Raw genomic sequence first — 25,316 nt, 5'->3', positions numbered from 1 at the left:
AACCGGCGAACCAGAGCGAGCTGTTCGAGTCGAACCGAGGGGCGTGCAACCGGATATTTCGCCCGACGGCAGGAAATAACCGACGACACCCCCTACAGTCAATCAACCCCATTCAATCGTCCAACCAACTTGAGGTCGTACCCGATGTCTCCGGAACCCAACGTTCGTGACGCTGAAGTGGCAGCCTTTCGTGAAGCTGTACTTACCAAACTCGAATTCGCTGTCGGCAAAGACGCCGACCATGCGTTCGACCATGACTGGTTCATGGCCATCGCCCTGGCGACTCGCGACAAGATGGCCGAGAAGTGGATGAACCACACGCGCTACATCTACCGCCAGGAAAAGAAACGCGTGTATTACCTGTCGCTGGAATTTCTGATCGGGCGACTGATGTTCGACAGCCTGAGCAACCTGGGCATCCTCGAAACCGCACGTGAAGCGCTCAAAGGCCTGAACGTCGATCTGGAAAGAATTCGCACGCTTGAACCCGATGCTGCACTGGGCAACGGCGGTCTGGGCCGTCTGGCCGCGTGCTTCATGGAGAGCATGTCCTCCCTCGGCATCGCCGGTCACGGTTACGGCATTCGTTATGAGCACGGCCTGTTCCGTCAGGCCATCGTCGATGGCTGGCAGCAGGAACAGACCGAGAACTGGCTGGACTTCGGTAACCCGTGGGAGTTCGAACGTCCGGAAGTGATCTACCAGATCGGCTTCGGCGGCAGCGTTCAGCCGGTCCTCGACAGCAACGGCACGCCCGTGCTGGATGCCTCGGGCGAGACCCGTCAGGTCTGGAGCGCGGGCGAAACCGTCCGGGCGATTGCCTACGACACCCCCGTCGTCGGCTGGCGCGGCAAGGCCGTGAACACCCTGCGTCTGTGGCGTGCACGTGCGGTTGAAGACCTTCACCTCGAACGCTTCAACGCCGGTGACCACGTCGGTGCGGTGGCGGAAGTCGTGCGCGCCGAGAGTATTTCTCGCGTGCTCTATCCGAACGACAGCACGGAAGCGGGGCAGGAACTGCGCCTGCGCCAGGAATATTTCTTCGTGTCGGCCTCGCTGCAAGACCTGCTGCGCCGCCACAAAAACATGGGCTACACGATCAACAGCCTGCCCGAGCACGCCGCGATCCAGATGAACGACACGCATCCGTCGATTGCGGTCGCGGAGCTGATGCGCATCTTGATCGACCTGTACGACGTGGAGTGGGACGAGGCCTGGCGCATCACCGTCGGCACCCTCGCCTACACCAACCACACGCTGTTGCCCGAGGCGCTGGAGACCTGGTCGGTCGGCCTGATGGAACGCATGCTGCCGCGCCACATGCAGATCATTTACATGATCAACGCCCAGCACATCGACGACGTGCGCCTGGAACACAAGGACGACCCGGACCTGTTCGGTCTGCTGCGCGCGGTGTCGTTGATCGAAGAAGACAATGGCCGTCGCGTGCGCATGGGCAATTTGGCGTTCATCGGTTCTCACAGCATCAACGGCGTGTCGGCCCTGCACACGCAACTGATGCGCAAGACCGTGTTCGCTCAACTGCACAAGCTGTATCCGGACCGCATCAATAACAAAACCAACGGCATCACCTTCCGCCGCTGGCTGTTCCAGTCCAACCCGCAGCTCACCTCGATGCTGGTTGAGAAACTGGGCGAACAGGTCCTCGACAACCACGAAACCACGCTGCTCAAACTGGAGCCGTTGGCCGACAACGCCGCGTTCCAGCAAGCGTTCGCTGCGCAACGGCTGCAAAGCAAAACCGCGCTGGCCAACATCGTTCAGGAGCGGTTGGGCATTACGCTCAACCCGGAAGCCCTGTTCGACGTGCAAGTGAAACGGATTCACGAGTATAAGCGCCAGCTGTTGAACCTGTTCCACACCGTGGCGCTGTATCAGGCCATGCGTGCCGACCCGAGCACCGACTGGGTGCCACGCGTGAAGATTTTCGCAGGCAAGGCGGCGGCCAGTTATCACTCGGCCAAGCTGATCATCAAACTGGCGAATGACATCGCCCGCACGGTGAACAACGATCCGACCCTGCGCGGTCGCCTCAAAGTGGTGTTCCTGCCGAACTACAACGTGAGTCTGGCAGAAAGCATCATTCCGGCTGCCGACTTGTCCGAGCAGATTTCCACGGCAGGGCTCGAAGCATCGGGCACCAGTAACATGAAGTTCGGCCTCAACGGCGCGCTGACCATCGGCACCCTGGACGGCGCCAACGTGGAGATGAGCGAGCAGGTCGGACTGGAACACATGTTCATCTTCGGCATGACATCGCAAGAAGTCGAAGCGCGCAAACACGCGGGCGAATTCAACGCGCACAACGACATCGCGTCGTCGCCGCGCCTGAACGATGTGCTGCAAGCGATCCGAGGCGGGGTGTTCTCGCCGGATGACCCGTATCGCTATGCCGGGTTGATCGAGCAGTTGATCAACTACGACCGTTTCTTTGTCTGTGCGGATTTCGAGTCGTACTGGGACGCCCAGGCCCGCGTCGAAAAACGCTGGCACGACAGCAAGGAATGGTGGCGGTCAGCGGTCCTCAATACGGCCCGCATGGGCTGGTTCTCCTCGGACCGGACGATTCGGGAGTACGCGAACGAGATCTGGCACGCGCTGGATTGATGTTGTGATGCAGGACGGCGGTGGGTCAGTTGCACTTTTTCGCGACTGACCTGCCGCTGCGCTGCCGTCGTAACCTCCGGCAGCAAACACGATGGATCAGTTGTCGTCGAATGTGCTGATACACCGAGTTTGCAATACCCCTTGTAGCGACGCAGTTCTCGCGTCCTGACACAAAATGTTTCCTCTTCCCCGGCGCCCGATATACTCCTCGCCATCGCCGTTCTGCGGCCGAAAAGGGATGTCGTCGCGTGCAATGGATTCTTCTGTTGGCTGGCTTGTTCATCGGAGCGGTGTTGGACGAATCGCTGATGGGCGGCGCCGTGGGTGGGGTTATCGGCCTGGCTCTGGGGTTGAGCTTGCGCCTCTCCTCTGTCGCGCGCGAAGCCGCTGCGCAGAAGGCCGAGCTGGCGAAAACCCGGCTTGATCTCCAAGCCGTTCAAGCACGTCTGAGCCAACTGGACTCGACCGCCACGCAACTGCCAGACGCCTCTGCGCCCGCTCCGCTCGATATCCAGCCCGTCGCCGACACTGGCCCCGAGTTGCTTTGGGATCTGCCAGACCTCGAACCTGAGCCTGTTGAATCCACCACTGATTCCGAATGGCGCCGCCCGGTCGATGCCCCTCCCCCCTTGCGCCCTGTTGCTCCCGTGCCTGCCCAGCCAAACCTGTTCGACAGCGCCCTGCTCCGCGCCAAGGACTGGTTGCTCGGTGGCAACACGGTGTTGCGCGTCGGCGTGGTGCTGCTGTTTCTCGGTCTGGCATTTCTGCTGCGCTACGCCACCGAAGGCATGGTCGTGCCCATCGAAGCCCGTTACGCCGGGGTCACGGCGGCTGCGCTGGCGCTGTTGGGATTGGGCTGGTGGCTGCGTCAGCGCAACGAATCTTTCGCCCTGATGCTGCAAGGCACGGGTGTTGCGGTGCTGTACTTGACGGTCTTCGCCGCGATGAAAGTCCACACTCTGCTTGCGCCCGGCATGGCGTTCAGCCTGTTGGTCGCGGTGACGGTGTTCTCCGCCATCCTCGCGCTGACGCAAAACTCCCTGGCCCTCGCCTGTGTGGCCGCGCTCGGTGGTTTCGCAGCACCGTTGCTGACGTCCTCGGGCGAAGGCAGCCACGTCGCGCTATTCAGCTATTTCGCCCTGCTCAACGCCGGGATCTTCGCCATCGCCTGGTTCAAGGCGTGGCGCCCGCTGAACCTGATCGGCTTCGTCGGCACGTTCGGCATCGGCTGCGCTTGGGGCTTGAAGGCCTACACGCCGGAGTTGTTCTGGAGCACCGAGCCGTTCCTGATTCTGTTCTTCATGATGTACCTGGCCATTGGCTTACTGTTCGCCCGCCGCAAGCTTCAAGAGCACGCCACCGGCCCTGAAAACGACAGCCGAGAAGCGGTCTTGCGCTGGTCGGCGAAGCACAGTCACTACGTCGATGGCAGCCTGTTGTTCGGCACGCCCATCGCCGGGTTCGGCCTGCAATACGCCATCGTCCAACACATCGAATTCGGCGCGGCCTTCAGTGCCTTGGTGCTGGGCCTCCTTTATATGGGCATCGCGCGGGTGCTCGCCGGGCGCGCGCCGGGCCGGGCATTGCTGCTGGTCGAAACCTGCCTGTCACTCGGCGTGGTGTTCGCGACGCTGGCCATTCCTCTGGGGCTGAGCGCGCAGTGGACGACCGTCGCCTGGGCCGTCGAGGGGGCTGCGGTGTTCTGGTTGGGCATGCGGCAGAACCGCCTGCTGGCGAGGTTCTTTGGTCTGCTTCTGCAACTGGGCGCAGGCTTCGCGTTTCTCGGAATGGTGGGTCGCTGGGCCGCGTGGAACGACGGCCCGACCTTCAATCATGGCGATTTCTGGACGCCGCTGATCATCGCGCTGGCGGGCTTGATCAGCGCCTTCGTCGTAGAGCGGATCGGCACGTTGCGTCTGGCGTTCAGCGAACGCGTCCTGCAACCTGCGCTGTTGGTCTGGGGCGCGCTGTGGTGGTCGATCGCCCTGTGCGTCAGCACCCATTACGTGCCGGGAGCCCGAGAAATCCCGACGCTGTTGCTGCTGGGTGCCTTCAGTGTCGGGCTGTGGACCGTCGTGTCGCTGCGCCTCAAATGGTCGGGGCTGGCGCAGCTGTGCACGCTGTTGACGCCCGCCAGCCTCGCGCTGCTGGCCTTGATGCTGTTCAACCCTTATTACCACCCCGCTGCGGATTGGGGCTGGCTCGGCTGGGTGGCGGTGTTCGCGGCTCATGTCCTGTCGCTGAAGAAGCTGGACGCTGTGCTCAATAGACACCTGCGCAGCGCCGCGCATGTTCTTGGGTGCTGGCTGATCCTAGGCGTGCTGTCGCTGGAGTTGCGTTACGGCCTGTTGATCCTGTCGGAGTCCTACAACGCGTGGCGCTGGCTGGGTTGGGCCTTGCTGCCAAGCCTTTATTTGCTGGCGATGACCGCGCCGCGCAATGGGCCGGTGCCGGTGCGGTGGCCGGTCAGTGCCTACCCTCGCGAATATAGGGTCTGGGCCGCTGCGCCTCTGGCGGTCCTGATGCTAACGTGGTTCTGGCTGGCAAACTGGTTCAGCGAAGGGGCGGCCGATCCGCTGCCTTACCTCCCGTTGATCAACCCGTTGGAGCTGGGCCTGTTGATCACCCTCGCCGGTATCTTCAGCTGGACACGTCAGCAACTGCCACAGCTGGGCGTCAGTCCCTATCATGCGCGCAAAGTGGCGCTGGTCATCGCAGGGGCTTCGGTCTTTGCGCTGGTCACCGCCATGGTCATGCGCACCGCGCATCATTGGGCGGGCGTGGCCTGGCACACCGACGCGCTGTTCGAGTCGATGCGCGTGCAAGCGGGCCTGTCCATCGTCTGGACCCTGGTGGCGCTGGCGCTGATGATCGGCGGCCATCTGCGCAAACGGCGGGATGTGTGGATTGTCGGCGCGGTGCTGATCGGCATCGTGGTCGCCAAACTGTTCTTCATCGAGCTGAGCAATCGCGGCGGACTTGAGCGAATCGTCTCGTTCATCGGCGTTGGCATTCTGCTGCTCGTGGTGGGATATTTCGCACCATTGCCGCCGAAGAAACCTACGCGCAGTCCATCGTCAGACGACGTAGCGCCCATTGATTCGGCATCGCCATGAAAATCAGGAGTTCGTTGTTGAGCCGTCAGTCCCTCGTCAAGGCCGCTGTTTTCGGATCGATGCTGTGCGCCGCGCTGTTCGCTCAAGCCGAAGACTTGCCGGACGATTTCGCCAGCCACACACCGTTGAGCGTCAGCGGTGAAGGGCCGTGGTATCGCCTTGAGCTGCCACTCGCCGCGCAGTTGAACGCACGTCAAGGCAACCTCAACGACGTACGCATTTTCAACGCCGATGGTCAGGCCCAGCCGTACGCGCTGACCCTCAGTCAGCCGCAGCGCGCCGAAGACGAAACCCCCGTCGATGTGAAGTGGTTCCCCCTCTACAACAGCGACGACGCCAAGGACGCCGAGCCGAAAATCCGCGTCGAACGCACCACCACCGGCACGCTGGTCGAAGTCCAGCCCCAGGGCGAGATCGAGGCAGGCGAAGAAATCCTGCGCGGCTGGCTGCTCGACACCAGCGCCATCAACGCGCCGCTGGACCAGTTGATTCTCGACTGGAACGCCGAGCGCGATGGTTTTCAGCGATTCAGCATCGAGGCCAGCGACGACTTGCAGCACTGGAAGCGATGGGGTGAGGGTCAGGTGGCGCGGCTGTCGTTCGCAGACGAGCGGGTCGAACAGCGCGTCGTGACCCTGCCTGGACGCAACGCTCGCTATCTGCGTCTGCTGTGGACCAACCCGCAGTCGGCGCCGACGCTGACCTCTGCGCAATTGGTCAGCACACGCCCCGGCGTGATGCCGCTGAGCTGGTCGCCGAGCATCACCGGCACGGTCGAAAAGCCCAGCGTGTATGTCTGGCAGCTTCCGGTGGCCCTGCCGCTGGAGCGCATGAAAGTCGACATCACCCAGCCCAACAGCCTCGCGCCGGCCACGCTGTATGGCCGGGCGGACAACAACGCCCCATGGCAGCTCATCGACGACGGCCTGCTCTATCGGCTGACTCAGAACGGCCAGGAAGTGGTGCAGGATGAAATGGCGCTGCCCGGCAATGTCGTCCGGCAACTGAAACTCGAAGTCGATGATCGCGGCGGTGGTTTGGGCAATGCAGCACCAAAACTCCGCTTCGCCGTGCGCGCCACGCAAGTGGTGTTCCTGGGCCGAGGTGCACCGCCTTACAGCCTTGCCATCGGCAACGCGACCATCAAAGGCGCAAACCTGCCGCTCAACACGTTGGTGCCCGGCGTGACGTCGGAGAAGCTGGCAGCGCTGGGCACGGCCAGATTGACCACTACGCCGGTGGCCGTTGCAGCGCCTGCCGCCCCCGTCGCCTCGGGGCCGGACTGGAAACGCATCGGCCTGTGGAGCGTGCTGGTGCTGGGGGTGATTTTTTTGGGATGGATGGCGATTGGCACGTTGCGCGCATCGAATTCGAAGCGTTGAAGCTGAACCGATCCTGCAGGTGAAAAAACGCGAACGTGGCACCTCAACTTGTCACGGTCGAACGTCTACGCTCATGTAGCCCGTGAACTCAATCACTACAGAGTCGGTCTGACAGGCAGTAATAAGTCCTTACACGCGTTAAACTGTGCGCGTTTTTTATTTCCCTTCTTCCGGAGCTCTCCATGTCCCGCGTTACCCTGAGTCGCTATCTGATTGAGCAGACCCGCAGCAATAACACTCCTGCCGATCTGCGCTTCCTTATCGAAGTGGTGGCGCGTGCGTGCAAGGAAATCAGCCACGCAGTATCCAAAGGCGCCCTGGGTGGCGTCCTCGGCAGCATGGGTACTGAGAACGTTCAAGGTGAAGTGCAGAAGAAGCTGGACGTGATGTCCAACGAAATCCTGCTGGAAGCCAACGAGTGGGGCGGTCACTTGGCAGGCATGGCGTCCGAAGAAATGGACAACGCCTACCAGATCCCGGGCAAATACCCGAAGGGCGCGTACCTGCTGGTGTTCGACCCACTGGACGGCTCTTCCAACATCGACATCAACGCCCCGGTCGGCACCATCTTCTCGGTGCTGCGTTGCCCGAATGAATACCTGAGCCAGAACGAAGCCCTGAACGAAAAGGCCTTCCTGCAGCCAGGCACTCAACAGGTCGCTGCCGGTTACGCCATCTACGGTCCGCAAACCATGCTGGTCCTGACGCTCGGCGACGGCGTTAAAGGCTTCACCCTTGACCGCGAAATGGGCAGCTTCGTGCTGAGCCATGAAGACATCAAGATTCCGGAGTCCACCCAGGAATTCGCCGTCAACATGTCCAACCAGCGTCACTGGGAAGCCCCGGTCAAACGCTATGTCGAAGAGCTGCTGGCCGGTGAAGAAGGCCCGCTGAAGAAGAATTACAACATGCGTTGGGTGGCTGCGATGGTCGCCGACGTGCACCGCATCCTGACCCGTGGCGGTCTGTTCATGTACCCACGCGACGCTCGCGAGCCGTCCAAGCCGGGCAAGCTGCGTTTGATGTACGAAGCCAACCCGATGTCGTTCCTCGTTGAACAAGCGGGCGGCGCGTCCACCAACGGCCACCAGCGCATCCTCGACATCCAGCCTGAAGGCCTGCACCAGCGTGTGGCGGTGTTCCTGGGCTCGAAAGAGGAAGTGGAACGCGCAACGTCGTACCACCAGGAATAACCGTGAACTCGCCCTGGCTGCCGGTGCTGGCGTGGTGGTTCGGTTCGGCCGAATCACCGACCGAAATCGCCAAGGCGAAAAACACGCTGTGGTTTGGCAAGAAAGCCTCTCAGGACACCGACGCGCGCCAGCGTTTCGGTGCTCTGGTCGATCAGGCGCTCCAGGGCGAATTGTCCGACTGGGCTGAAACCCCTGAAGGCTGGCTCGCCCTGGTGCTGCTCCTCGACCAACTCCCTCGCATGATCTTCCGCAACAGCCCTATGGCCTATGCGGGTGACAAACGTGCTCAAGAATTGGTCCAGGAAGGACTGACGCTTGAACGGGACTTATGGCTGGCCCCGTTGCAACGCACCTTCATCTACCTCGTTCTCGAACACACCGAACACCTCGCCGCCCAGGACGATGCTATCCAGCGGTTCACCGAGCTATTGCCCTCGGTGCCAGAGGCTGAGCGCGGGTATTTCAAGCAGACCTTGGACTATGCGAAGAAACATCGCGTGGTGATCGAGAGGTTTGGGCGATTTCCCCATCGCAATGAGGTGCTGGAGCGGGACTCGACGGAGGAAGAGATGGCGTTTTTGAAGGGTCCGGGGTCGAGGTTTTGAGCGTTGCACGATCTGCTTCTGCCGAAGGCGTAGGAGCAAGCTTGCTCCGGGCTGCGGTCAGACGATCTGCCGGGAACCGGTAGCAAGATCAGACACCTCGGTTATGCCAGATACACCGCATTTGCGGCATTTGCTGCCGCCTCACGGTCGAGCGCGACCCCGACAGATCGTCAGCAAGCTAGACTCCTACGCCCTTCGGGCAGAATCAAAAACAGATTGCAGCGTAAGCGAGTTCACCCACGGAACCAGACCCACCCTTTCTCTTCTAAGCTTTCGGCATGACGTCAGTGCTTTGCGCCAGAGGCCAATCGCTGTGACGCTGCCCCCTCTCGATTCAGGAGCCTCATCCATGTCGTTGCGATCTCTCGCGTTGTTGTCGTTCTGCGTGCTGCTGGCCGCGTGCAGCAAGATCAATCAGGAAAACTATTCGAAAATCTCGGCGGGGATGTCCAAGGCGCAAATCGAACAATTGCTGGGCAGCCCGACTGAATGCTCGGGTGCACTGGGGATGTCGAGCTGCACGTGGGGCGACCAGAAGACCTTTATCAGCGTTCAATACGCGGCCGATAAAGTCGTGCTGTATTCGGGTCAGGGGCTGAAATGAAGGTGGGTTTCATGATGCGCGCTGCGGCCGTGGCGCTGGCGATGATCGGGTTGAGCGCCTGCGCGGTCACGCCGGAAGCGGAATCCATGGCCCCGCGCACGGCGGACCATGTGGACTTGAAACGTTATCAGGGCACCTGGTACGAATTGGCGCGGATGCCGATGTTCTTCCAGCGCAATTGCGCGCAATCCGAGGCGCATTACAAGCTGAAAGACGACGGCAACATCGCCGTGACCAACCGCTGCCGCACGCTGGACGGCAAGTGGGAAGAAGCGACCGGCACGGCGTCGCCGCAAGTGGAAGGCAAGACCGACAAGCTGTGGGTGGTGTTTGACAATTGGTTCTCGCATCTCGCGCCGGGCGTGGCCAAGGGGAATTACTGGGTGTTGTACGTCAGCGACGATTACAAGGTCGCGCTGGTCGGCAACCCGAATCGCAAGTACCTGTGGCTGCTGTCGCGCACCGCCCACGTGTCGGAGTCGGTGAAGAACGAACTGATGATGAAAGCGCAGCAGCAGGGGTATGACACGACCAAGCTGATCTGGCGGATCTAGGATTCGAAGGTGGCGAAAGCCGCCGACTGATCCCCGATTCCACTGACGTACGCACACCCTCTATAGGAGCGAATTCATTCGCGAAGGTAGACCAGACGACAGATCAGCGTCGGATGTCCCCCCCGTTTCGCGAATAAATTCGCTTCTACAGACTGATCACCGCTGGTCTTACCCGAGCAATTCCCTCAACACCTGCGCAAACGCGCGGCTGCTTTCCTCTTCGTCCACGTGCCGCCCGTCACGAATCACCCATTGGCCGTTCACCATGACTTCACGAATCTGCCGGTCGCTGCCCGCGAACAGCCAGCGGTTGAGAATGCCGTCGCCCGACGCCGTGGCCAGATACGGGTCGTTGCCATCCAGCACCAGCCAGTCTGCACGCTTGCCGACTTCAAGTGCCCCGATCGGCTGACCCATTGCCTGCGAACCGCCCACCAGTGCGGCGTCGTAAAGGGTGCGACCAACCATCGGTTGATCCGGACGGTACAACCGGTTACGCCGTTGATCCCGCAGACGCTGACCGTATTCCAGCCAGCGCAGTTCTTCGACAACGCTGAGCGAAACGTGGCTGTCTGAACCAATGCCCCAACGTCCGCCCTGTGCGATGTAGTCCACCGCCGGGAAAATCCCGTCGCCAAGGTTCGCTTCGGTGGTCAGGCACAGCCCCGCGATGGCGCGACTTTTCGCCATCAAGGCCACTTCGTCGGCTTCGGCGTGGGTTGCGTGCACCAGGCACCAGCGCTCGTCGACCGCGACGTTCTCGTACAGCCATTGCAGCGGGCGACGACCACTCCACGCCAGGCAGTCATCGACTTCCTTCTGCTGTTCGGCAATGTGAATGTGAACCGGGCATTGCTTGTCGCTGGCGGCCAGTACATCACTGATCTGCTGTGGGGTGACGGCGCGCAGCGAGTGGAAGCACAAGCCCAGCGCTTGGGCCGGTTGTGCGCTGATAATCGGTTTCAGGTCCGATTGCAGGTTCAGGTAGCTTTCGGTGCTATTGATGAATCGACGCTGGCCCTCGTTGGGCGCCAGTCCGCCAAATCCAGAGTGGGTGTACAGCACAGGGAGCAGGGTCATGCCGATGCCGACCGAACTCGCCGCCTGGCTGACCTGCAACGCCAGCTCGACAGGGTTGGCGTAAGGCTTGCCGTCTGCGTCCTGATGCACGTAATGGAATTCAGCGACCGAGGTGAAACCACCCTTGAGCATTTCGATGTACAGCTGGCGGGCGATGACACCCAGTTGCTGCGGGCTGATCTGGCCGACAAGGCGGTACATCAGGTCGCGCCAGGTCCAGAAGCTGTCGTTGGGGTTGCCCGCCACTTCCGCCAGCCCGGCCATCGCGCGTTGGAACGCGTGGGAGTGCAGATTCGGCATGCCCGGCACCACCGGACCGATGATCAGTTCGGCACCCTGACGCTCGGCGTCGGACTGGACATTGGTCAGAACACCATCAGCACCGACCTCAAAACGCACGTTATTGGCCCAGCCCGCTGGCAATAACGCTCGTTCGGCAAAGAAAACGGACATCGTTTCGCACCCCTCGCGTGAAATTGTCTATACATATACAGACGTTTGCCTGCCCGGTAAACTGCGGCAAGCTTGTCGGCGCTCGCGTTAATGGTTAGCGTGGGCGCTGTCTGCAGCTTCTTCACCCACTGTTTTTGCTTATAACAAGGATTTTTCTGTGCCGACTCCGCCTGCCAATTCTCCGCTGGCCGCCCAGATGGGTGACAGTCCGGCGCCGCTCTACGCCCGGGTGAAGCAAATGATCACCCAGCAGATCCAGAACGGAACCTGGCCGCCGCATCATCGCGTGCCGTCCGAAAGCGAACTGGTGACCCAACTGGGCTTCAGCCGCATGACCATCAACCGCGCCCTTCGCGAAATGACCGCCGAAGGCATGCTGGTGCGCATGCAGGGCGTGGGCACCTTCGTCGCTGAACCCAAGACTCAGTCCGCGTTGTTCGAAGTGCACAACATTGCCGACGAAATCGCCTCTCGCGGCCACACCCACACCTGTCAAGTCATCATCCTCTGCGAAGAGGCCGCTGGTTCCGAGCGCGCATTGGCGCTGGACATGCGCGAAGGCCAGCGGGTGTTCCACTCGTTGATCGTGCATTTCGAAAATGACATTCCCGTGCAAATCGAGGACCGTTTCGTCAACGCGGCCGTTGCACCCGAGTACCTGCAACAAGACTTCACCAAGCAGACGCCTTACGCCTACCTCAATCAGGTGGCTCCGCTGACCGAAGGTGAGCACGTGGTCGAGGCCATTCTGGCGGACCCGGATGAATGCAAGCTGCTGCAAATTGAAAAAGGCGAACCCTGCCTGCTGGTTCGCCGCCGCACGTGGTCGGGCCGTCAACCGGTGACCGCCGCCCGCCTGATCCACCCCGGCTCACGCCACCGCCTGGAAGGACGTTTCACCAAATGACTCAGCTGACTGTTCTGCGTGCCGCCGACTACCCGCGCATGCCCTGGAAAAACGGCGGTGGCAGCACCGAAGAAATCACCCGCGATGCAGGCGAAGGGCTGGACGGCTTCGGCTGGCGCCTGTCGATTGCGGATATTGGCGAGTCGGGTGGTTTTTCGGTGTTCGCCGGCTACCTGCGCATCATCACGGTGCTGCAAGGCGCGGGCATGACGCTGAACATCGATGGCAAAAACAGCGAGCCATTGCTGCCGTCCGATCCATTCGCGTTCAGCGGTGACAGTCAGGTGTCGTGCACGCTGTTGAACGGGCCGATTCGCGACTTCAACCTGATCTACGCGCCAACCCGTTATCGCGCACGCCTGCAATGGATCGATGTGCTGCAGCCTCAGCGCTTCTTCAGCTCGGCGAATGTGTTCGTAGTGTTCAGCGCGGCCGAGCAGATGGCGGCCAACGTGGGCGAGCATCCGCCGCAGTTGCTGGAAAAACACGATTGTTTGCAACTGGATAACAAGGAAGGGGCGCTGGTGGAAGTGGTCCTGTATGCGCCAACGGCGAGTCGGGTTTGCGTAATTGAGCTGACTGCGATCTGAAAACCCGATGGCAGCCCCACGCATCTGGCCGAAGGCCGTGAGCGCTACCGGGGCAGACCTAAAAAAACTGACACAAGGACGCGCATGACATCGCCCAGCCCCCAAAAAGAAACCCCACGCGCCCTCGCCGTTCTCGCCAGTTTCCTTGCGTCGGAATCCGCAGGCGGAATCGTGTTGATGGGGGCAGCGCTTGCCGCGATCATCGTCGCCAACTCGCCCATGGCCGCGTTCTACTTCGCCGCGCTTCACAGCGTCTGGGGCGGCCTTTCGGTGGAGTTGTGGATCAACGACGGCCTGATGGCGATCTTCTTTTTGATGGTCGGGTTGGAGATCAAACGTGAAGTGCTCGCCGGTGGCCTCGCCAGTTGGGGCCAGCGCGCCCTGCCCGGTTTTGCGGCGGCGGGCGGGATGCTGATACCCGCGCTGATTTACGTCGGCATCAATCTCGGCAACGCCGAAACCCTCGGCGGCTGGGCGATTCCGGCGGCCACCGACATTGCCTTCGCGCTGGGCGTCTTGTCATTGCTGGGCAAGCGCGTGCCGACATCGCTGAAAGTCTTCCTCGCCGCCCTGGCGATTCTTGATGATTTGGGTGCGGTCACGATCATCGCGCTGTTCTACAGCACCGGCCTCAACCTGCCGATGCTCGGCGCTGCGTTCGCCACGCTGGCAGTGCTGGTGATCATGAACCGCATGGGCGTACAGCGACTGTTGCCGTATCTGTTGCTGGGCCTGCTGCTGTGGTTTTTCGTCCTGCAATCCGGCGTGCACGCGACGCTGGCCGGTGTTGCGCTGGCGCTGTGCATTCCGCTCGGCACACGGCAGGAAGAAGCCCGTTCGCCGCTGTTGTTGCTGGAGGAAAAGATGCACTACTGGGTCGCGTTTGCCGTGGTGCCGGTGTTCGGGTTCGCCAACGCAGGCGTGTCACTGTCGGGCGTCAGCCTGGGCAACCTTGTGGACCCGGTGCCGCTGGGGGTTGCGTTGGGCTTGTTCGCTGGCAAGCAGATTGGCGTGTTTCTCGCGGCCACGTTGGCGATTCGGTCGGGATTGGCAACATTGCCCGAGGGCAGTAACTGGATGCAGCTCTACGGTGTCGCGTTGCTGTGCGGGATTGGTTTCACGATGAGCCTGTTCATCGGCAACCTGGCATTCCCCGGCGCGCCGCATCTGATTGACGAGGTAAAAATCGGGGTGCTGATGGGATCGATTTTGTCCGCGCTGGCGGGCATCGCCCTGTTGCGCAGCAAGTTGGCGCAACGCTGAGCCGCTTCCTGAACATTTTTTTCAAACCGCTGCATCCAGATTCGTTTCTGGCGGGTAGTACAGTCAGCAGCCCTTCGCTGCCCACTGAAATACCCTCAGGAGAAACTGCGATGAACGCTAAACACTACCTTTGCCTGGCCGCAAGCGCCCTGGCCTTCACGTGTGCGTCTTCAGCCTTCGCTCAGGCGGATTTGCCGGACAGCATCAAGGTCCCGGCCGGTCACAAAGTCAGCATGGAAACCACTGGCGTCGGCGAAATCACCTACGAGTGCAAAACCAAAGCAGACAACGCCAGCGAAATGGCATGGACGTTCGTCGGCCCCAAGGCGGTGCTCAATGATCGCAAGGGCCAACAGGTCGGGACCTACTTCGGCCCACCGGCAACGTGGGAAGCGAAAGACGGTTCGAAAATCACCGGCACCCAGTTGGCGGTTGCGCCATCGGGCGAGGGCAACCTGCCGTATCAACTGGTCAAGGCCAATCCCGCCGAAGGTAAAGGCGCCATGCACGGCGTCACCTACATTCAACGCGTAGCGCTCAAAGGCGGCGTAGCGCCCTCCACAACGTGTTCGGCCGCCAACAAAGGCGCGAAAGAAGTGGTCAAGTATCAGGCTGATTACATTTTCTGGGCCAGCAACTGATCACGACGGTTTCAGAGGTCTTGCGCAGTAAACGGGCTATGCTCCTGCGCAAGCGACCTCAACCGTGATCGCACACACTCCCATGGATGGCCGATCAATTTGTCCGCACCTCAGACACCGTTTGACTATGAAGCAGCGTTGCTTGCCTGCGCCCGCGGTGAACGGCGGGCGCTGCAACGTCTTTATGAGCAGGAAAGCCCGCGTCTGCTCGGTGTGGTGCAACGCATTGTGATCGACCGCGCGCGTGCCGAGGACATCGTGCACGACGCCTTTATCAAGATATGGAGCAGCGCGGCGAGTTTCGACCCCTCCCGTGGCAGCGCCCGTGGATGGATGTTCACGGTGGCTCGGCATTTGGCGCTTAACAGCGTGCGCAACAGCGCGCGGGAAGTGTCAACGGACGATGACAGCCACGTGCAAACAACGGTCGAAGGCTGGCAAGAGACCCATGACGCCTTCGATTGGCGGGTCAACCCGGGCCGAATCCACACCTGCCTCGAACAACTGGAGCCGGTGCGTCGCAACTGTATTTTTCATGCCTACGTCGATGGCTACTCTCATCAACAGATCGCGCAAAAACTGGGCGCCCCCTTGGGCACGGTGAAAGCCTGGATCAAGCGCAGCCTGGCTTCGCTGCGGGAGTGCATAGGATGATCGAACAACCAGGCACCCCTTCTGACGACGATGTCCAGTCCCTGGCCGGTGAATACGTACTGGGCACGCTCTCCGCTAGGCAACGGGCTGACGTTCAGCAGCGTCTTGAACACGATGTTGCGCTACGCAGGGCGGTCGACGAGTGGGAAGCTCGATTGCTCTCGCTCACTGATCTGGCAGAGCCGCAGACGCCGCCCACCTCTCTCTGGAACAGAATCGAGCACAGCCTCGATTCGTTGTCGGTTTTCTCACAGCCACGAGTGGATCGAGCGCCGCGTTGGTGGGACAGCCTTAACCTGTGGCGCAGCGTCGCCGGTTTTGGAGTCGCCGCTTCGGTGGTAATGGCGGCGTTGCTGGTGACGCAGCATGCACCCAAACCGGTGCCTTCTTATCTGGTGGTGCTCGTCGCGCCGCAGGACAAGGCGCCGGGCTGGGTGATTCAGGCCAGCGACAGCCGTGATATTCAGCTGATCCCGTTGGGCGAAACCTCGATACCCGAAGACAAGGCGCTGCAATTCTGGACCAAGGCCGACGATTGGCAGGGCCCGGTGTCGCTTGGGCTGGTCAAGCCAGGCCAAGTGCTGAGCGTGCCGCTGGACAGCCTGCCGCCGCTGCAGCCCAACCAGTTATTCGAGCTGACCCTTGAGAAATCCACGGGCTCGCCGATCAACAAACCAACAGGCCCCATTCAATTCATCGGTCGCGCCGTGAAGGTGATTTGAGCCGCTGGGGAAATGAGTGGATGGGCGCTGACGAAACGACCCTGAAAATTCGCCTTCCGTGCGTCGTAACGATGTGTTTCAGGAATGCGTCGGCGGTTATTCTCAGCACTACATCGCACACGCATCTGGTGCGCCGTCGGGCACGGTAAACGCCTGTATCGAGCACGGCGTGGCCGTGTGGCGGGAGTGTTTTTGGATGAGTGAAAAACAAGACAAGATTCCGGATCTCGACGTTCAGACCCTGGCCGGCGAGTACGTGCTCGGCACACTGACGGCTGAGCAACGGGTTGAGGTACAAGAGCGTCTGGCCCATGACCCGGCCTTGCGCAAGGCCATTGATGCCTGGCGGTCTCGGCTGCTGACCCTGACCGAAATGGCCGAACCGCAGAAGACACCACCGCCTAGACTTTGGGGGCGCATCGACCGCACGATGGGTACGCTGCCGTTTACGCAGCCGGGTGGCAAAGCTCAACGACTGAAACGTCGTAGCCAGTGGTGGGACAACGCCGGATTGTGGCGCGGGCTGGCGGGCATGGGATTGGCCGCCTCGGTGATTCTGACCACCCAGTTGCTGGGCCAGATTCCGACCCCGCCAGCGCCAGCCTTTCTGGCCGTGCTCTCTTCCCCCGAAAATCACACCGCCAGTTGGGTGATTCAGGCGAGCAACCTGCGCGGTATCGAACTGGTGCCGGTGGACAAGGTCGAGGTGCCACTGGGCAAGGTGTTGCAGTTCTGGACCCAGGCGGATGATTGGGAAGGTCCGATTTCCCTCGGACTCGTCGGGCCGGGCCAGACGCTGAACGTGCCAACGGATCGCTTGCCGCCACTGCAACCCAATCAGGTGTTCGAGCTGTCGCTGGAAAAGGCCGGTGGCTCGCCGATCAACAAGCCAAGCGGGCCGATTCAGTTCATCGGTAAAGCGGTGAAGGCGGGTTGAGCGACAACGGCTGACTGAATGCAATCCTGTCAGCCGTCGCTCGGTGCTCCGCCGTGCCTACCAGCGCAATACCCGAGGCCCGACCAGCGCACCGATTACGGTGGATGCCACCAACCCCATGAGATACCAGACGCCCCAGAACGGAATTTCCATTTCAGGGCAATGCAGGCAGTAGGCGATGGTCGCCAGCGAACCGGCGAGCAATCCGCCGCTGGCCCCCGCCAGACGCAGACGGGTCGGCGCCATGCCACGCAGCGCCCAGAAGATCGCGATGAAGCCCGGAATCGACAACAGCACGATGTTGATCGCGCAGACTTTCCAGGTTTTGCCAAAGATCATCGCGACACGCGCGTCGGCAGGCGCCTGCATCAAGGCAATCACCCCCGCCAGCCAGACCAGCAATACGCCCGCCCCCACCAGCCAGCGCCCCGAACCCGCGCTCAGACCAGGTCGAGCCAGACGAAGGACCATCCACAACGAACCCGCGCCCAGGCACGCCGGGAACGCGATTTTGCCCCAGAACAGCGGCGTCTGGGCAGCCTCCATCAGGTCATGCCGGGCGCCAAACTTCACCAACACCATCAATAACGAACCCAGCGCGGCGAGCACCACAGCTAGACTGAAACGCTTGGCAAGCTGCCCGCGATCAACCGGGGCGACGCCGCCCGCGAGCATGGAAATCAGATCATCGGTTTTCATCGTGTACCTCGTATGCGTGCCGCCAGCGCCTTGAGGCCGCGATGCACGCCAATCTTGACCGCCGACTCGGAAAGCCCGGTCATCTTCGCGGTTTCTGTCACCGACAACCCCTCAAGCTTCACATGCATGATCGGCAAGCGCTGACGGTCAGGCAGATCGCCCAACAGCTTGCTCAAATCGCGACTGGCCTGTGCAGGCTCAAGCTCGGGTTCGGCGAACAGCTCGGCGGTGTCGTCCAGCGAGTCGTTGAACACATCGCCCCTGGACCTCGCACGGTAAAAATCCGTGAGTTTATAGCGAGCAATGGCAAACACCCAGGCGGTCAACGGCTGATCGACCCGATACGTATGCCTGGCGTTGTGCACGGCCAGTAGCACTTCTTGCAGCAAATCTTCGATCTCACCGGGCTGACGCTGAAGCCGCGCGCGCAAAAAGCCTCGCAAGTGAGTGCTCAAGTCAGTCAGAAAGGTCCTGTAAGCCCGCTCGTTACCGTCCTGACCGGCCAGAAACAACGATTGAAGCTGCGTTTCCCGGGTCCGCAAGGCAGTGGTGTGCGCAGCGTGATCTGTAATTCGGTCCATCGGTCGCCCTGGTTACATCCGCGTTGAAATTTTCTTTGTAAATCGCAGGCGCAGTAGAAGCCCAACCGCTGCCACAAACAATTCAATTTTCTGTTACCTAATGCACCGTCAGGGAGCGGTCGCACCTAAAAGTAACAATCACGGGAATCCCGTAACGCCTTGAGGCCCATAGTTGCAATACCACGAAACATAGAAACGTCACGAACTGCGCGGGCTGGGGGGGTTTCGAAACGTGGACGAAGCAAGTTGGCCTTTAGGTTGCATATGCTTGTATGTACAAGTAAATATGAGTATGCAAGAGTATTGTGAGTGCACCGCTTCGATTCACTGTCAGCGGCGCCAGATCTGCCAGACCCATATTCCGCCTGTTCGACACAGGCACCGTCAGCCCAGTGCCTGGGCCGGATTGACCATCGAGGATTGTGACGTGACTACTGACAACAAAACCCCAGCGCAGCAATGGACCAAACGCCGCGACGTGGAAATCCGCGCTGCACGCGGCACCCAACTGACCGCCAAGAGCTGGCTGACCGAAGCGCCGCTGCGCATGTTGATGAACAACCTCGACCCGGAAGTCGCCGAGAACCCCAACGAGCTGGTGGTCTACGGCGGTATCGGTCGTGCGGCGCGTAACTGGGAGTGCTACGACAAGATCGTCGAGAGCCTGACCAATCTGAATGACGACGAGACCCTGCTGGTGCAATCCGGCAAGCCGGTCGGCGTGTTCAAGACCCACAGCAATGCCCCGCGCGTGCTGATCGCCAACTCCAACCTGGTGCCGCACTGGGCGAACTGGGAACACTTCAACGAACTGGACGCAAAAGGCTTGGCCATGTACGGCCAGATGACCGCTGGCAGCTGGATCTACATCGGTAGCCAGGGCATCGTTCAGGGCACTTACGAGACCTTCGTCGAAGCCGGCCGCCAACACTTCGACGGCAACCTGAAAGGCCGTTGGGTCCTGACCGCAGGTCTGGGGGGCATGGGTGGCGCACAGCCTCTGGCCGCAACGTTGGCGGGCGCCTGCTCGCTGAACATCGAATGCCAGCAGAGCCGCATCGATTTCCGCCTGAAAAGCCGCTACGTCGACGAGCAAGCCACTGACCTCGACGACGCGCTGGCGCGCATCGCCAAGTACACCGCCGAAGGCAAGGCAATCTCCATCGCGCTGCTGGGCAACGCCGCTGAAATCCTCCCGGAACTGGTTCGTCGCGGCGTGCGCCCTGACATGGTCACCGACCAGACCAGCGCCCACGACCCGCTCAACGGCTACCTGCCAAAAGGCTGGACCTGGGAGCAGTACCGCGACCGCGCTGTCACTGAACCCGCTGCCGTGGTCAAGGCCGCCAAGCAGTCGATGGCCGAACACGTCGAAGCGATGCTGGCGTTCCAGAAACAAGGCATCCCGACCTTCGACTACGGCAACAACATCCGCCAGATGGCCAAGGAAGAAGGCGTGAGCAACGCGTTCGACTTCCCGGGTTTCGTCCCGGCGTACATCCGTCCGCTGTTCTGCCGTGGCATCGGCCCGTTCCGCTGGGCCGCGCTGTCGGGCAACCCGGAAGACATCTACAAGACCGACGCCAAGGTCAAGGAACTGATCCCGGACGACGACCACCTGCACAACTGGCTGGACATGGCCCGCGAGCGCATCAGCTTCCAGGGTCTGCCGGCACGTATCTGCTGGGTCGGTCTGGGCCAGCGCGCCAAGCTGGGCCTGGCGTTCAACGAAATGGTGCGCAGTGGCGAGCTGTCCGCGCCGGTCGTGATCGGTCGTGACCACCTGGACTCCGGCTCCGTGTCGAGCCCGAACCGCGAGACCGAATCGATGCAGGACGGCTCGGACGCGGTGTCCGACTGGCCATTGCTCAACGCTCTGCTCAACACCGCAAGCGGTGCGACCTGGGTGTCGCTGCACCACGGCGGCGGCGTCGGCATGGGCTTCTCGCAGCACTCGGGGATGGTGATCGTTTGTGACGGCACCGACGAAGCGGCCGAGCGTATCGCCCGTGTTCTGCACAACGATCCGGCCACCGGTGTCATGCGCCACGCCGATGCCGGTTACCAGATCGCCATCGACTGCGCCAAAGAGCAGGGTTTGAATCTGCCGATGATCAAGTAAGTCAGGCGGAACCCCTTGTAGGAGCGAGCTTGCTCGCGATAGCGGCCTATCAGACGCCGTCATGGAGTCAGACCTGACGCCTTCGCGAGCAAGCTCATTCCTACAGAAGGTCGGCGTTCGGCAATACGTGCATCAACACTCGCTTTAGGGGAAGTTTTGAGATGGCTGTTCCAGAGGATCGTGTTGCACAAGCTTCGGTGATCGAAAGGCGTTCGATCGACTACATCCCTGACGCGGAAAGACATGGTCGTCTGTTCAGTCAATTCACCCTCTGGCTGGGTGCGAATCTGCAAATCACCGCCATCGTCACCGGGGCCTTGGCCGTGGTGTTGGGCGGCGACGTGTTCTGGTCGCTGATCGGTTTGTTCATCGGTCAACTGCTGGGCGGTGGCGTGATGGCGCTGCACGCGGCGCAGGGTCCGAAACTGGGTCTGCCGCAAATGATTTCCAGTCGGGTGCAGTTCGGCGTCTACGGGGCCGTAATCCCGTTGGTGCTGGTGTGCCTGATGTACATCGGTTTCTCCGCCAGCGGCTCGTTGCTGGCCGGGCAAGCCGTCGCTCAACTGATTCAGGTGCCCGACTGGCAAGGCATTGTGCTGTTCGCCGCTGCCATCGTCGTCCTGACCATTTTCGGCTACCGGGTCATTCACATGATCGGCCGGATCGCCAGCATCATCGGCGTGATCGCCTTCGTTTACCTGTTCGGCGCACTGCTGGCCGGTAACGATGTCGGCGCGCTGCTGGGCAACAAACACTTCTCGCTGAGCAGCTTCTTGCTGGCGATTTCCCTGTCGGCCTCGTGGCAGATCGCGTTCGGCCCGTACGTCGCGGACTACTCGCGCTACCTGCCGCGCAGCACGTCGGCGAGCAAGACATTCTGGGCCGTCGGCCTGGGTTCGGTGATTGGCGCACAGGCTTCGATGGTGTTTGGCGTGTTCGCGGCGGCACTGGCCGGCAAGAACTTCGCTCATCACGAAGTCTCGTACATCGTCGGCCTGGGCGGCACCGGTGCCGTGGCCGCCGCGCTGTACTTCAGCATCGCGTTCGGCAAGGTGACGATCACCACGCTCAACGCCTACGGCAGCTTCATGTCGATCGCGACCATCGTCAGCGGCTTTCGCGGCAATCGCCACATCTCCAGCGCGCTGCGCCTGACGTACATCTTCGCGATGGTCGGCATCGCCACCGCGCTGGCGCTGTTGGGCAAGGACTCGTTCCTCAAGGATTTCTCAGCGTTCATCCTGTTCCTCCTGGCATTTTTCACGCCGTGGAGCGCGATCAACCTGGTGGACTTCTACTGCATCACTAAGGAGCGCTACGACATCCCTGCCCTGTCCAACCCGGACGGTCGTTATGGTCGCTGGAACTGGGTCGGCATTAGCATCTACGTGATCGGCGTGCTGATTCAGATGCCGTTCATCTCGACCCATTTCTACACCGGGCCGCTGGTGGCCAGCCTTGATGACACCGACATCTCGTGGATCATCGGTCTGGTGGTGCCTGCGGTGCTGTATTACGTCGCCGCGCGGAAATGGCCCGGAAAGATCGCCGACCGCCTGATTCTGCCGACCGAAGACGTCACGCCTCAAACACCCAAAAATGCAGCACCGACGCAGGCTGCGGTGAACTGAAAGTTCGTCATGCCCGTCTGTTAAGTCTGTGCCAGAGCGGTGCGGAACCCACATCCGGCCTTTGATCAGGCTGAGTGCCGACCGCTTTGGTGATTGTCGAAAACCCATTCAAGACCAGGAGCTACACATAATGAAATCCAAAAAGGCCCTGCTATCCACACTGCTGACTGCAGGCTTGTTCGCCAGTGGTGCCAGCCAGGCAGCGGGATGGTGTGAGTCTGGCAAACCGGTGAAATTCGCCGGTCTGAACTGGGAAAGCGCCATGCTGCTGACCGACGTCCTGCAAGTGGTGTTGAACAAGGGTTACGGCTGCGAAACCGACAGCCTGCCCGGCAACTCCATCACCATGGAAAACGCCCTGAGTACCAACGACATTCAAATTTTTGCCGAGGAGTGGGTAGGCCGCAGCGAAGTGTGGAACAAGGCTGAAGCCGCCGGGAAAGTGGTGGGTGTCGGCGCGCCGGTCAAAGGTGCCGTGGAAGGCTGGTACGTGCCGCGCTACGTGATTGAAGGCGACGCCAAGCGCAAGCTGGAAGCCAAGGCCCCGGACCTGAAAACGATTGCCGATCTGGGCAAATACGCAGCAGTCTTCAAGGACGCCGAAGAGCCGGACAAGGGTCGTTTCTACAACTGCCCGGCTGGTTGGACCTGTGAGCTGGAAAACAGCGAAATGCTGAAAAGCTACGGTCTGGAAGGCAAATACACCAACTTCCGCCCTGGCACTGGCCCGGCGCTGGATGCGGCGATTCTGTCGAGCTACAAGCGTGGCGAGCCAATCCTGGCGTACTACTGGTCGCCGACGCCGTTGATGGGCCAAGTGGACATGGTGCGTCTGGAAGAAAAAGCGGGCGTGAACAAAACCATCGACATCAAAGTCGGCCTGTCCAAGACCTTCCACGAGCAGGCGCCCGAGCTGGTGTCGGTGCTGGAAAAGGTGAACATCCCGATCGACTTGCTGAACCAGAACCTGGCCCGCATGACCAAGGATCGCATCGAGTCGCCAAAGCTGGCGAAGATCTTCCTCAAGGAACATCCTGAGGTCTGGCACCAGTGGGTCAGCGAAGACGCTGCCAAGAAGGTAGAGGCTTCGTTGTAAGACTTAGATCCGGATGCCGCACGAATCGCGGCATAACCGAACCTGTAGGAGTGAGCTTGCTCGCGATAGCGTTTAAACATCCAACATCATCCTTGGCTGACACGACGCTATCGCGAGCAAGCTCACTCCTACAGGGGCTAAGCGCCATCAAATAGATCGAGACAAGATTATGTTCCCCGAAAGCTTCACGTTCTCCATCGCCGACTGGGTCAATGACTGGGTCGACAAACTGGTCACCAACTACGGCGACGTGTTCCGGCACATCTCCGACACGCTCCTGTGGGCCATCGTCAAACTCGAAGGCCTGCTGCGCGTGGCGCCGTGGTGGCTGTTGCTGGCCATCGTCGGCCTCATCGCCTGGCACGCCACGCGCAAATTCACCACCACGGCGGTGGTGGTCGGTCTGCTGTTCCTGGTTGGCGCGGTCGGCCTGTGGGACAAGTTGATGCAGACCCTCGCGCTGATGCTGGTCGCCACGTTCATCTCGGTGCTGATCGGCGTGCCGCTGGGGATTCTCTCCGCACGCAGCAATCGCCTGCGTTCGGTGCTGATGCCGTTGCTCGACATCATGCAGACCATGCCGAGCTTCGTGTACCTGATCCCGGTGCTGATGCTGTTCGGTCTGGGCAAGGTGCCGGCGATCTTCGCGACCGTCATCTACGCCGCGCCACCACTCATTCGTCTCACCGACCTTGGCATTCGTCAGGTCGACGGCGAAGTCATGGAAGCGATCAACGCGTTCGGCGCCAACCGCTGGCAGCAGCTGTTCGGCGTGCAACTGCCGTTGGCCCTGCCGAGCATCATGGCCGGGATCAACCAGACCACCATGATGGCCCTGTCGATGGTGGTGATCGCCTCGATGATCGGCGCCCGTGGCTTGGGCGAAGACGTGCTGGTGGGCATTCAGACGCTCAACGTCGGACGCGGCCTCGAAGCGGGCCTGGCCATCGTCATCCTGGCGGTCGTGATCGACCGTATCACGCAGGCCTATGGCCGCCCACGGCATGAGGCGAGCAAGTGATGAACGCTGAACAGAACAAAATCGTCGTCAAAAACGTCTACAAAATCTTCGGCAACCGCGCCAACGAAGCGTTGGCGATGGTCCAGCAGAACCAGAGCAAGGATCAGGTCCTCGCTCAGACTGGCTGTGTGGTCGGCGTGAACGACCTGTCGCTGTCGATCGGCAGCGGCGAGATCTTCGTGATCATGGGCCTGTCGGGTTCCGGAAAATCCACGCTGGTGCGCCACTTCAATCGCCTGATCGACCCCACCAGCGGCGAGATTCTGGTGGATGGCGAGAACATCCTGACCTACGACATGGAAGCGCTGCGCAACTTCCGTCGCCACAAGATCAGCATGGTGTTCCAGAGCTTCGGCCTGCTGCCCCACAAGACCGTGGCCGACAACGTGGCCTACGGTCTGGCGATTCGCGGCGAGAGCAAGGCGCAATGTGCCGAGCGTGCGCAGCACTGGATCACCACCGTCGGCTTGAAGGGCTACGAGAAGAAGTACCCGCATCAGCTCTCGGGCGGCATGCGTCAGCGTGTGGGCCTGGCCCGCGCCTTGGCCGCCGACACCGACATCATCCTGATGGACGAAGCGTTCAGCGCCCTCGACCCGTTGATCCGCGCCGAAATGCAGGACCAGTTGCTGGAACTGCAAGCGACCCTGAAGAAGACCATCGTGTTCATCACCCACGACCTGGATGAAGCCGTGCGCATCGGCAACCGCATCGCCATTCTCAAAGATGGCCGGTTGATTCAGGTCGGCACCCCCAAAGAAATCCTCTACTCCCCTGCAGACGACTACGTTGACCGTTTCGTCCAGCGGCGGGTGGCGACCATTTAAGGACGGCTGT

The 25,316-nt window shown here is 61.1% G+C and carries 22 protein-coding genes; 19 read left to right on the top strand and 3 right to left on the bottom strand.

The annotated features are described in order from the left end of the window. Positions 1–144: 144 nt before the first annotated feature. From ACWKWE_RS18800 to ACWKWE_RS18770, 7 genes are all read left to right on the top strand, one after another. Positions 145–2,628 carry a glycogen/starch/alpha-glucan phosphorylase gene (locus ACWKWE_RS18800; RefSeq protein WP_483851367.1) on the top strand — a complete coding sequence of 828 codons (2,484 nt, stop codon included), beginning with the start codon at positions 145–147 and terminating at the stop codon, positions 2,626–2,628. A 248-nt stretch (positions 2,629–2,876) separates the two neighbouring features. Beyond that, a complete protein-coding gene (locus ACWKWE_RS18795) occupies positions 2,877–5,744 on the top strand; it encodes a DUF2339 domain-containing protein (protein WP_483851366.1) in 2,868 nt (955 codons plus the stop codon). After that, complete coding sequence (locus tag ACWKWE_RS18790; RefSeq protein ID WP_166598139.1) at positions 5,741–7,126, top strand: DUF3999 domain-containing protein; 1,386 nt, start codon at positions 5,741–5,743, stop codon at positions 7,124–7,126. Before ACWKWE_RS18795 ends, ACWKWE_RS18790 begins: the two co-directional genes overlap by 4 nt. 182 nt (positions 7,127–7,308) lie before the next feature. Then, complete coding sequence (locus ACWKWE_RS18785; protein ID WP_166598138.1) at positions 7,309–8,319, top strand: class 1 fructose-bisphosphatase; 1,011 nt, start codon at positions 7,309–7,311, stop codon at positions 8,317–8,319. A gap of 2 nt (positions 8,320–8,321) precedes the next feature. After that, positions 8,322–8,924, top strand: coding sequence for a DUF924 family protein (locus ACWKWE_RS18780; RefSeq protein WP_483851365.1), 603 nt, complete (start codon positions 8,322–8,324; stop codon positions 8,922–8,924). 349 nt (positions 8,925–9,273) lie between these two features. Further along, positions 9,274–9,528: an outer membrane protein assembly factor BamE domain-containing protein gene (gene bamE / locus ACWKWE_RS18775; protein WP_081563693.1), complete on the top strand. Its 255-nt coding sequence runs from the start codon at positions 9,274–9,276 to the stop codon at positions 9,526–9,528. Between the two features lie 41 nt (positions 9,529–9,569). Next, a complete protein-coding gene (locus ACWKWE_RS18770; RefSeq protein WP_483851619.1) occupies positions 9,570–10,082 on the top strand; it encodes a lipocalin family protein in 513 nt (170 codons plus the stop codon). A 168-nt stretch (positions 10,083–10,250) separates the two neighbouring features. On the opposite strand, the gene ACWKWE_RS18765 is transcribed toward ACWKWE_RS18770, so the two are convergent. After that, complete coding sequence (locus ACWKWE_RS18765) at positions 10,251–11,615, bottom strand: formimidoylglutamate deiminase (RefSeq protein WP_483851364.1); 1,365 nt, start codon at positions 11,613–11,615, stop codon at positions 10,251–10,253. A 196-nt stretch (positions 11,616–11,811) separates the two neighbouring features. Between ACWKWE_RS18765 and hutC the strand changes: the two genes are divergently transcribed. The 7 genes from hutC to ACWKWE_RS18730 all read left to right on the top strand — a co-directional run bounded on the left by hutC (position 11,812) and on the right by ACWKWE_RS18730 (position 17,329). Beyond that, positions 11,812–12,522 (top strand): histidine utilization transcriptional repressor HutC, encoded by a 711-nt coding sequence (gene hutC, locus ACWKWE_RS18760; RefSeq protein ID WP_178115765.1) that lies wholly within the window; start codon positions 11,812–11,814, stop codon positions 12,520–12,522. Then, positions 12,519–13,112 carry a HutD/Ves family protein gene (locus ACWKWE_RS18755; RefSeq protein ID WP_483851363.1) on the top strand — a complete coding sequence of 198 codons (594 nt, stop codon included), beginning with the start codon at positions 12,519–12,521 and terminating at the stop codon, positions 13,110–13,112. Before hutC ends, ACWKWE_RS18755 begins: the two co-directional genes overlap by 4 nt. An 84-nt stretch (positions 13,113–13,196) precedes the next feature. Continuing rightward, a complete protein-coding gene (gene nhaA / locus ACWKWE_RS18750) occupies positions 13,197–14,375 on the top strand; it encodes a Na+/H+ antiporter NhaA (protein ID WP_483851362.1) in 1,179 nt (392 codons plus the stop codon). A gap of 110 nt (positions 14,376–14,485) precedes the next feature. Beyond that, complete coding sequence (locus ACWKWE_RS18745; protein WP_166598131.1) at positions 14,486–15,016, top strand: DUF3455 domain-containing protein; 531 nt, start codon at positions 14,486–14,488, stop codon at positions 15,014–15,016. A 99-nt stretch (positions 15,017–15,115) separates the two neighbouring features. Beyond that, complete coding sequence (locus ACWKWE_RS18740; protein WP_166598130.1) at positions 15,116–15,670, top strand: sigma-70 family RNA polymerase sigma factor; 555 nt, start codon at positions 15,116–15,118, stop codon at positions 15,668–15,670. After that, positions 15,667–16,392, top strand: coding sequence for an anti-sigma factor (locus ACWKWE_RS18735; RefSeq protein ID WP_483851361.1), 726 nt, complete (start codon positions 15,667–15,669; stop codon positions 16,390–16,392). Before ACWKWE_RS18740 ends, ACWKWE_RS18735 begins: the two co-directional genes overlap by 4 nt. A gap of 196 nt (positions 16,393–16,588) precedes the next feature. Continuing rightward, complete coding sequence (locus ACWKWE_RS18730; protein ID WP_483851360.1) at positions 16,589–17,329, top strand: anti-sigma factor; 741 nt, start codon at positions 16,589–16,591, stop codon at positions 17,327–17,329. A 57-nt stretch (positions 17,330–17,386) separates the two neighbouring features. Here the strand turns inward: ACWKWE_RS18730 and ACWKWE_RS18725 are convergent, their stop codons facing one another. Together ACWKWE_RS18725 and ACWKWE_RS18720 are read right to left on the bottom strand one after the other, a co-directional pair. Then, positions 17,387–18,028 carry a DUF1109 domain-containing protein gene (locus ACWKWE_RS18725; RefSeq protein ID WP_483851359.1) on the bottom strand — a complete coding sequence of 214 codons (642 nt, stop codon included), beginning with the start codon at positions 18,026–18,028 and terminating at the stop codon, positions 17,387–17,389. Next, the gene (locus tag ACWKWE_RS18720; RefSeq protein WP_166598126.1) at positions 18,025–18,609 is read right to left on the bottom strand and encodes a sigma-70 family RNA polymerase sigma factor; all 585 of its coding nucleotides are present in this window, start codon (positions 18,607–18,609) and stop codon (positions 18,025–18,027) included. Before ACWKWE_RS18720 ends, ACWKWE_RS18725 begins: the two co-directional genes overlap by 4 nt. 427 nt (positions 18,610–19,036) lie before the next feature. Between ACWKWE_RS18720 and hutU the strand changes: the two genes are divergently transcribed. The 5 genes from hutU (at position 19,037) to ACWKWE_RS18695 (ending at position 25,306) form a co-directional block, all read left to right on the top strand. Then, on the top strand, positions 19,037–20,731 hold the full coding sequence (gene hutU, locus ACWKWE_RS18715; protein ID WP_483851358.1) for a urocanate hydratase: 1,695 nt from the start codon (positions 19,037–19,039) through the stop codon (positions 20,729–20,731). 161 nt (positions 20,732–20,892) lie between these two features. Then, positions 20,893–22,362, top strand: coding sequence for a purine-cytosine permease family protein (locus ACWKWE_RS18710; protein ID WP_166598124.1), 1,470 nt, complete (start codon positions 20,893–20,895; stop codon positions 22,360–22,362). A 130-nt stretch (positions 22,363–22,492) separates the two neighbouring features. Beyond that, entirely contained in the window at positions 22,493–23,458 is a 966-nt protein-coding gene (locus tag ACWKWE_RS18705) for an ABC transporter substrate-binding protein (RefSeq protein WP_166598123.1), read from the top strand. Positions 23,459–23,627: 169 nt separating this feature from the next. Continuing rightward, positions 23,628–24,479: an ABC transporter permease gene (locus tag ACWKWE_RS18700; RefSeq protein ID WP_483851357.1), complete on the top strand. Its 852-nt coding sequence runs from the start codon at positions 23,628–23,630 to the stop codon at positions 24,477–24,479. Continuing rightward, complete coding sequence (locus ACWKWE_RS18695) at positions 24,479–25,306, top strand: quaternary amine ABC transporter ATP-binding protein (RefSeq protein WP_218576409.1); 828 nt, start codon at positions 24,479–24,481, stop codon at positions 25,304–25,306. Before ACWKWE_RS18700 ends, ACWKWE_RS18695 begins: the two co-directional genes overlap by 1 nt. The last annotated feature ends 10 nt before the right edge of the window (positions 25,307–25,316 follow it).

It is taken from the genome of Pseudomonas salicis (assembly GCF_057128705.1).
This window is presented reverse-complemented; position numbering and strand designations above follow the sequence as displayed.

Excerpts from the sequence above, each read along its gene's own strand:
- bamE (WP_081563693.1), top strand. The coding sequence starts at position 9,274 with ATGTCGTTGCGATCTCTCGCGTTGTTGTCGTTCTGCGTGCTGCTGGCC.
- ACWKWE_RS18735 (WP_483851361.1), top strand. The coding sequence starts at position 15,667 with ATGATCGAACAACCAGGCACCCCTTCTGACGACGATGTCCAGTCCCTG.
- ACWKWE_RS18725 (WP_483851359.1), bottom strand. The coding sequence starts at position 18,028 with ATGAAAACCGATGATCTGATTTCCATGCTCGCGGGCGGCGTCGCCCCG.
- ACWKWE_RS18765 (WP_483851364.1), bottom strand. The coding sequence starts at position 11,615 with ATGTCCGTTTTCTTTGCCGAACGAGCGTTATTGCCAGCGGGCTGGGCC.
- ACWKWE_RS18710 (WP_166598124.1), top strand. The coding sequence starts at position 20,893 with ATGGCTGTTCCAGAGGATCGTGTTGCACAAGCTTCGGTGATCGAAAGG.
- ACWKWE_RS18790 (WP_166598139.1), top strand. The coding sequence starts at position 5,741 with ATGAAAATCAGGAGTTCGTTGTTGAGCCGTCAGTCCCTCGTCAAGGCC.
- ACWKWE_RS18755 (WP_483851363.1), top strand. The coding sequence starts at position 12,519 with ATGACTCAGCTGACTGTTCTGCGTGCCGCCGACTACCCGCGCATGCCC.
- ACWKWE_RS18770 (WP_483851619.1), top strand. The coding sequence starts at position 9,570 with ATGATCGGGTTGAGCGCCTGCGCGGTCACGCCGGAAGCGGAATCCATG.
- ACWKWE_RS18700 (WP_483851357.1), top strand. The coding sequence starts at position 23,628 with ATGTTCCCCGAAAGCTTCACGTTCTCCATCGCCGACTGGGTCAATGAC.
- ACWKWE_RS18785 (WP_166598138.1), top strand. The coding sequence starts at position 7,309 with ATGTCCCGCGTTACCCTGAGTCGCTATCTGATTGAGCAGACCCGCAGC.
- ACWKWE_RS18695 (WP_218576409.1), top strand. The coding sequence starts at position 24,479 with ATGAACGCTGAACAGAACAAAATCGTCGTCAAAAACGTCTACAAAATC.
- ACWKWE_RS18705 (WP_166598123.1), top strand. The coding sequence starts at position 22,493 with ATGAAATCCAAAAAGGCCCTGCTATCCACACTGCTGACTGCAGGCTTG.
- ACWKWE_RS18800 (WP_483851367.1), top strand. The coding sequence starts at position 145 with ATGTCTCCGGAACCCAACGTTCGTGACGCTGAAGTGGCAGCCTTTCGT.
- ACWKWE_RS18745 (WP_166598131.1), top strand. The coding sequence starts at position 14,486 with ATGAACGCTAAACACTACCTTTGCCTGGCCGCAAGCGCCCTGGCCTTC.
- hutC (WP_178115765.1), top strand. The coding sequence starts at position 11,812 with ATGGGTGACAGTCCGGCGCCGCTCTACGCCCGGGTGAAGCAAATGATC.
- ACWKWE_RS18730 (WP_483851360.1), top strand. The coding sequence starts at position 16,589 with ATGAGTGAAAAACAAGACAAGATTCCGGATCTCGACGTTCAGACCCTG.
- nhaA (WP_483851362.1), top strand. The coding sequence starts at position 13,197 with ATGACATCGCCCAGCCCCCAAAAAGAAACCCCACGCGCCCTCGCCGTT.
- ACWKWE_RS18720 (WP_166598126.1), bottom strand. The coding sequence starts at position 18,609 with ATGGACCGAATTACAGATCACGCTGCGCACACCACTGCCTTGCGGACC.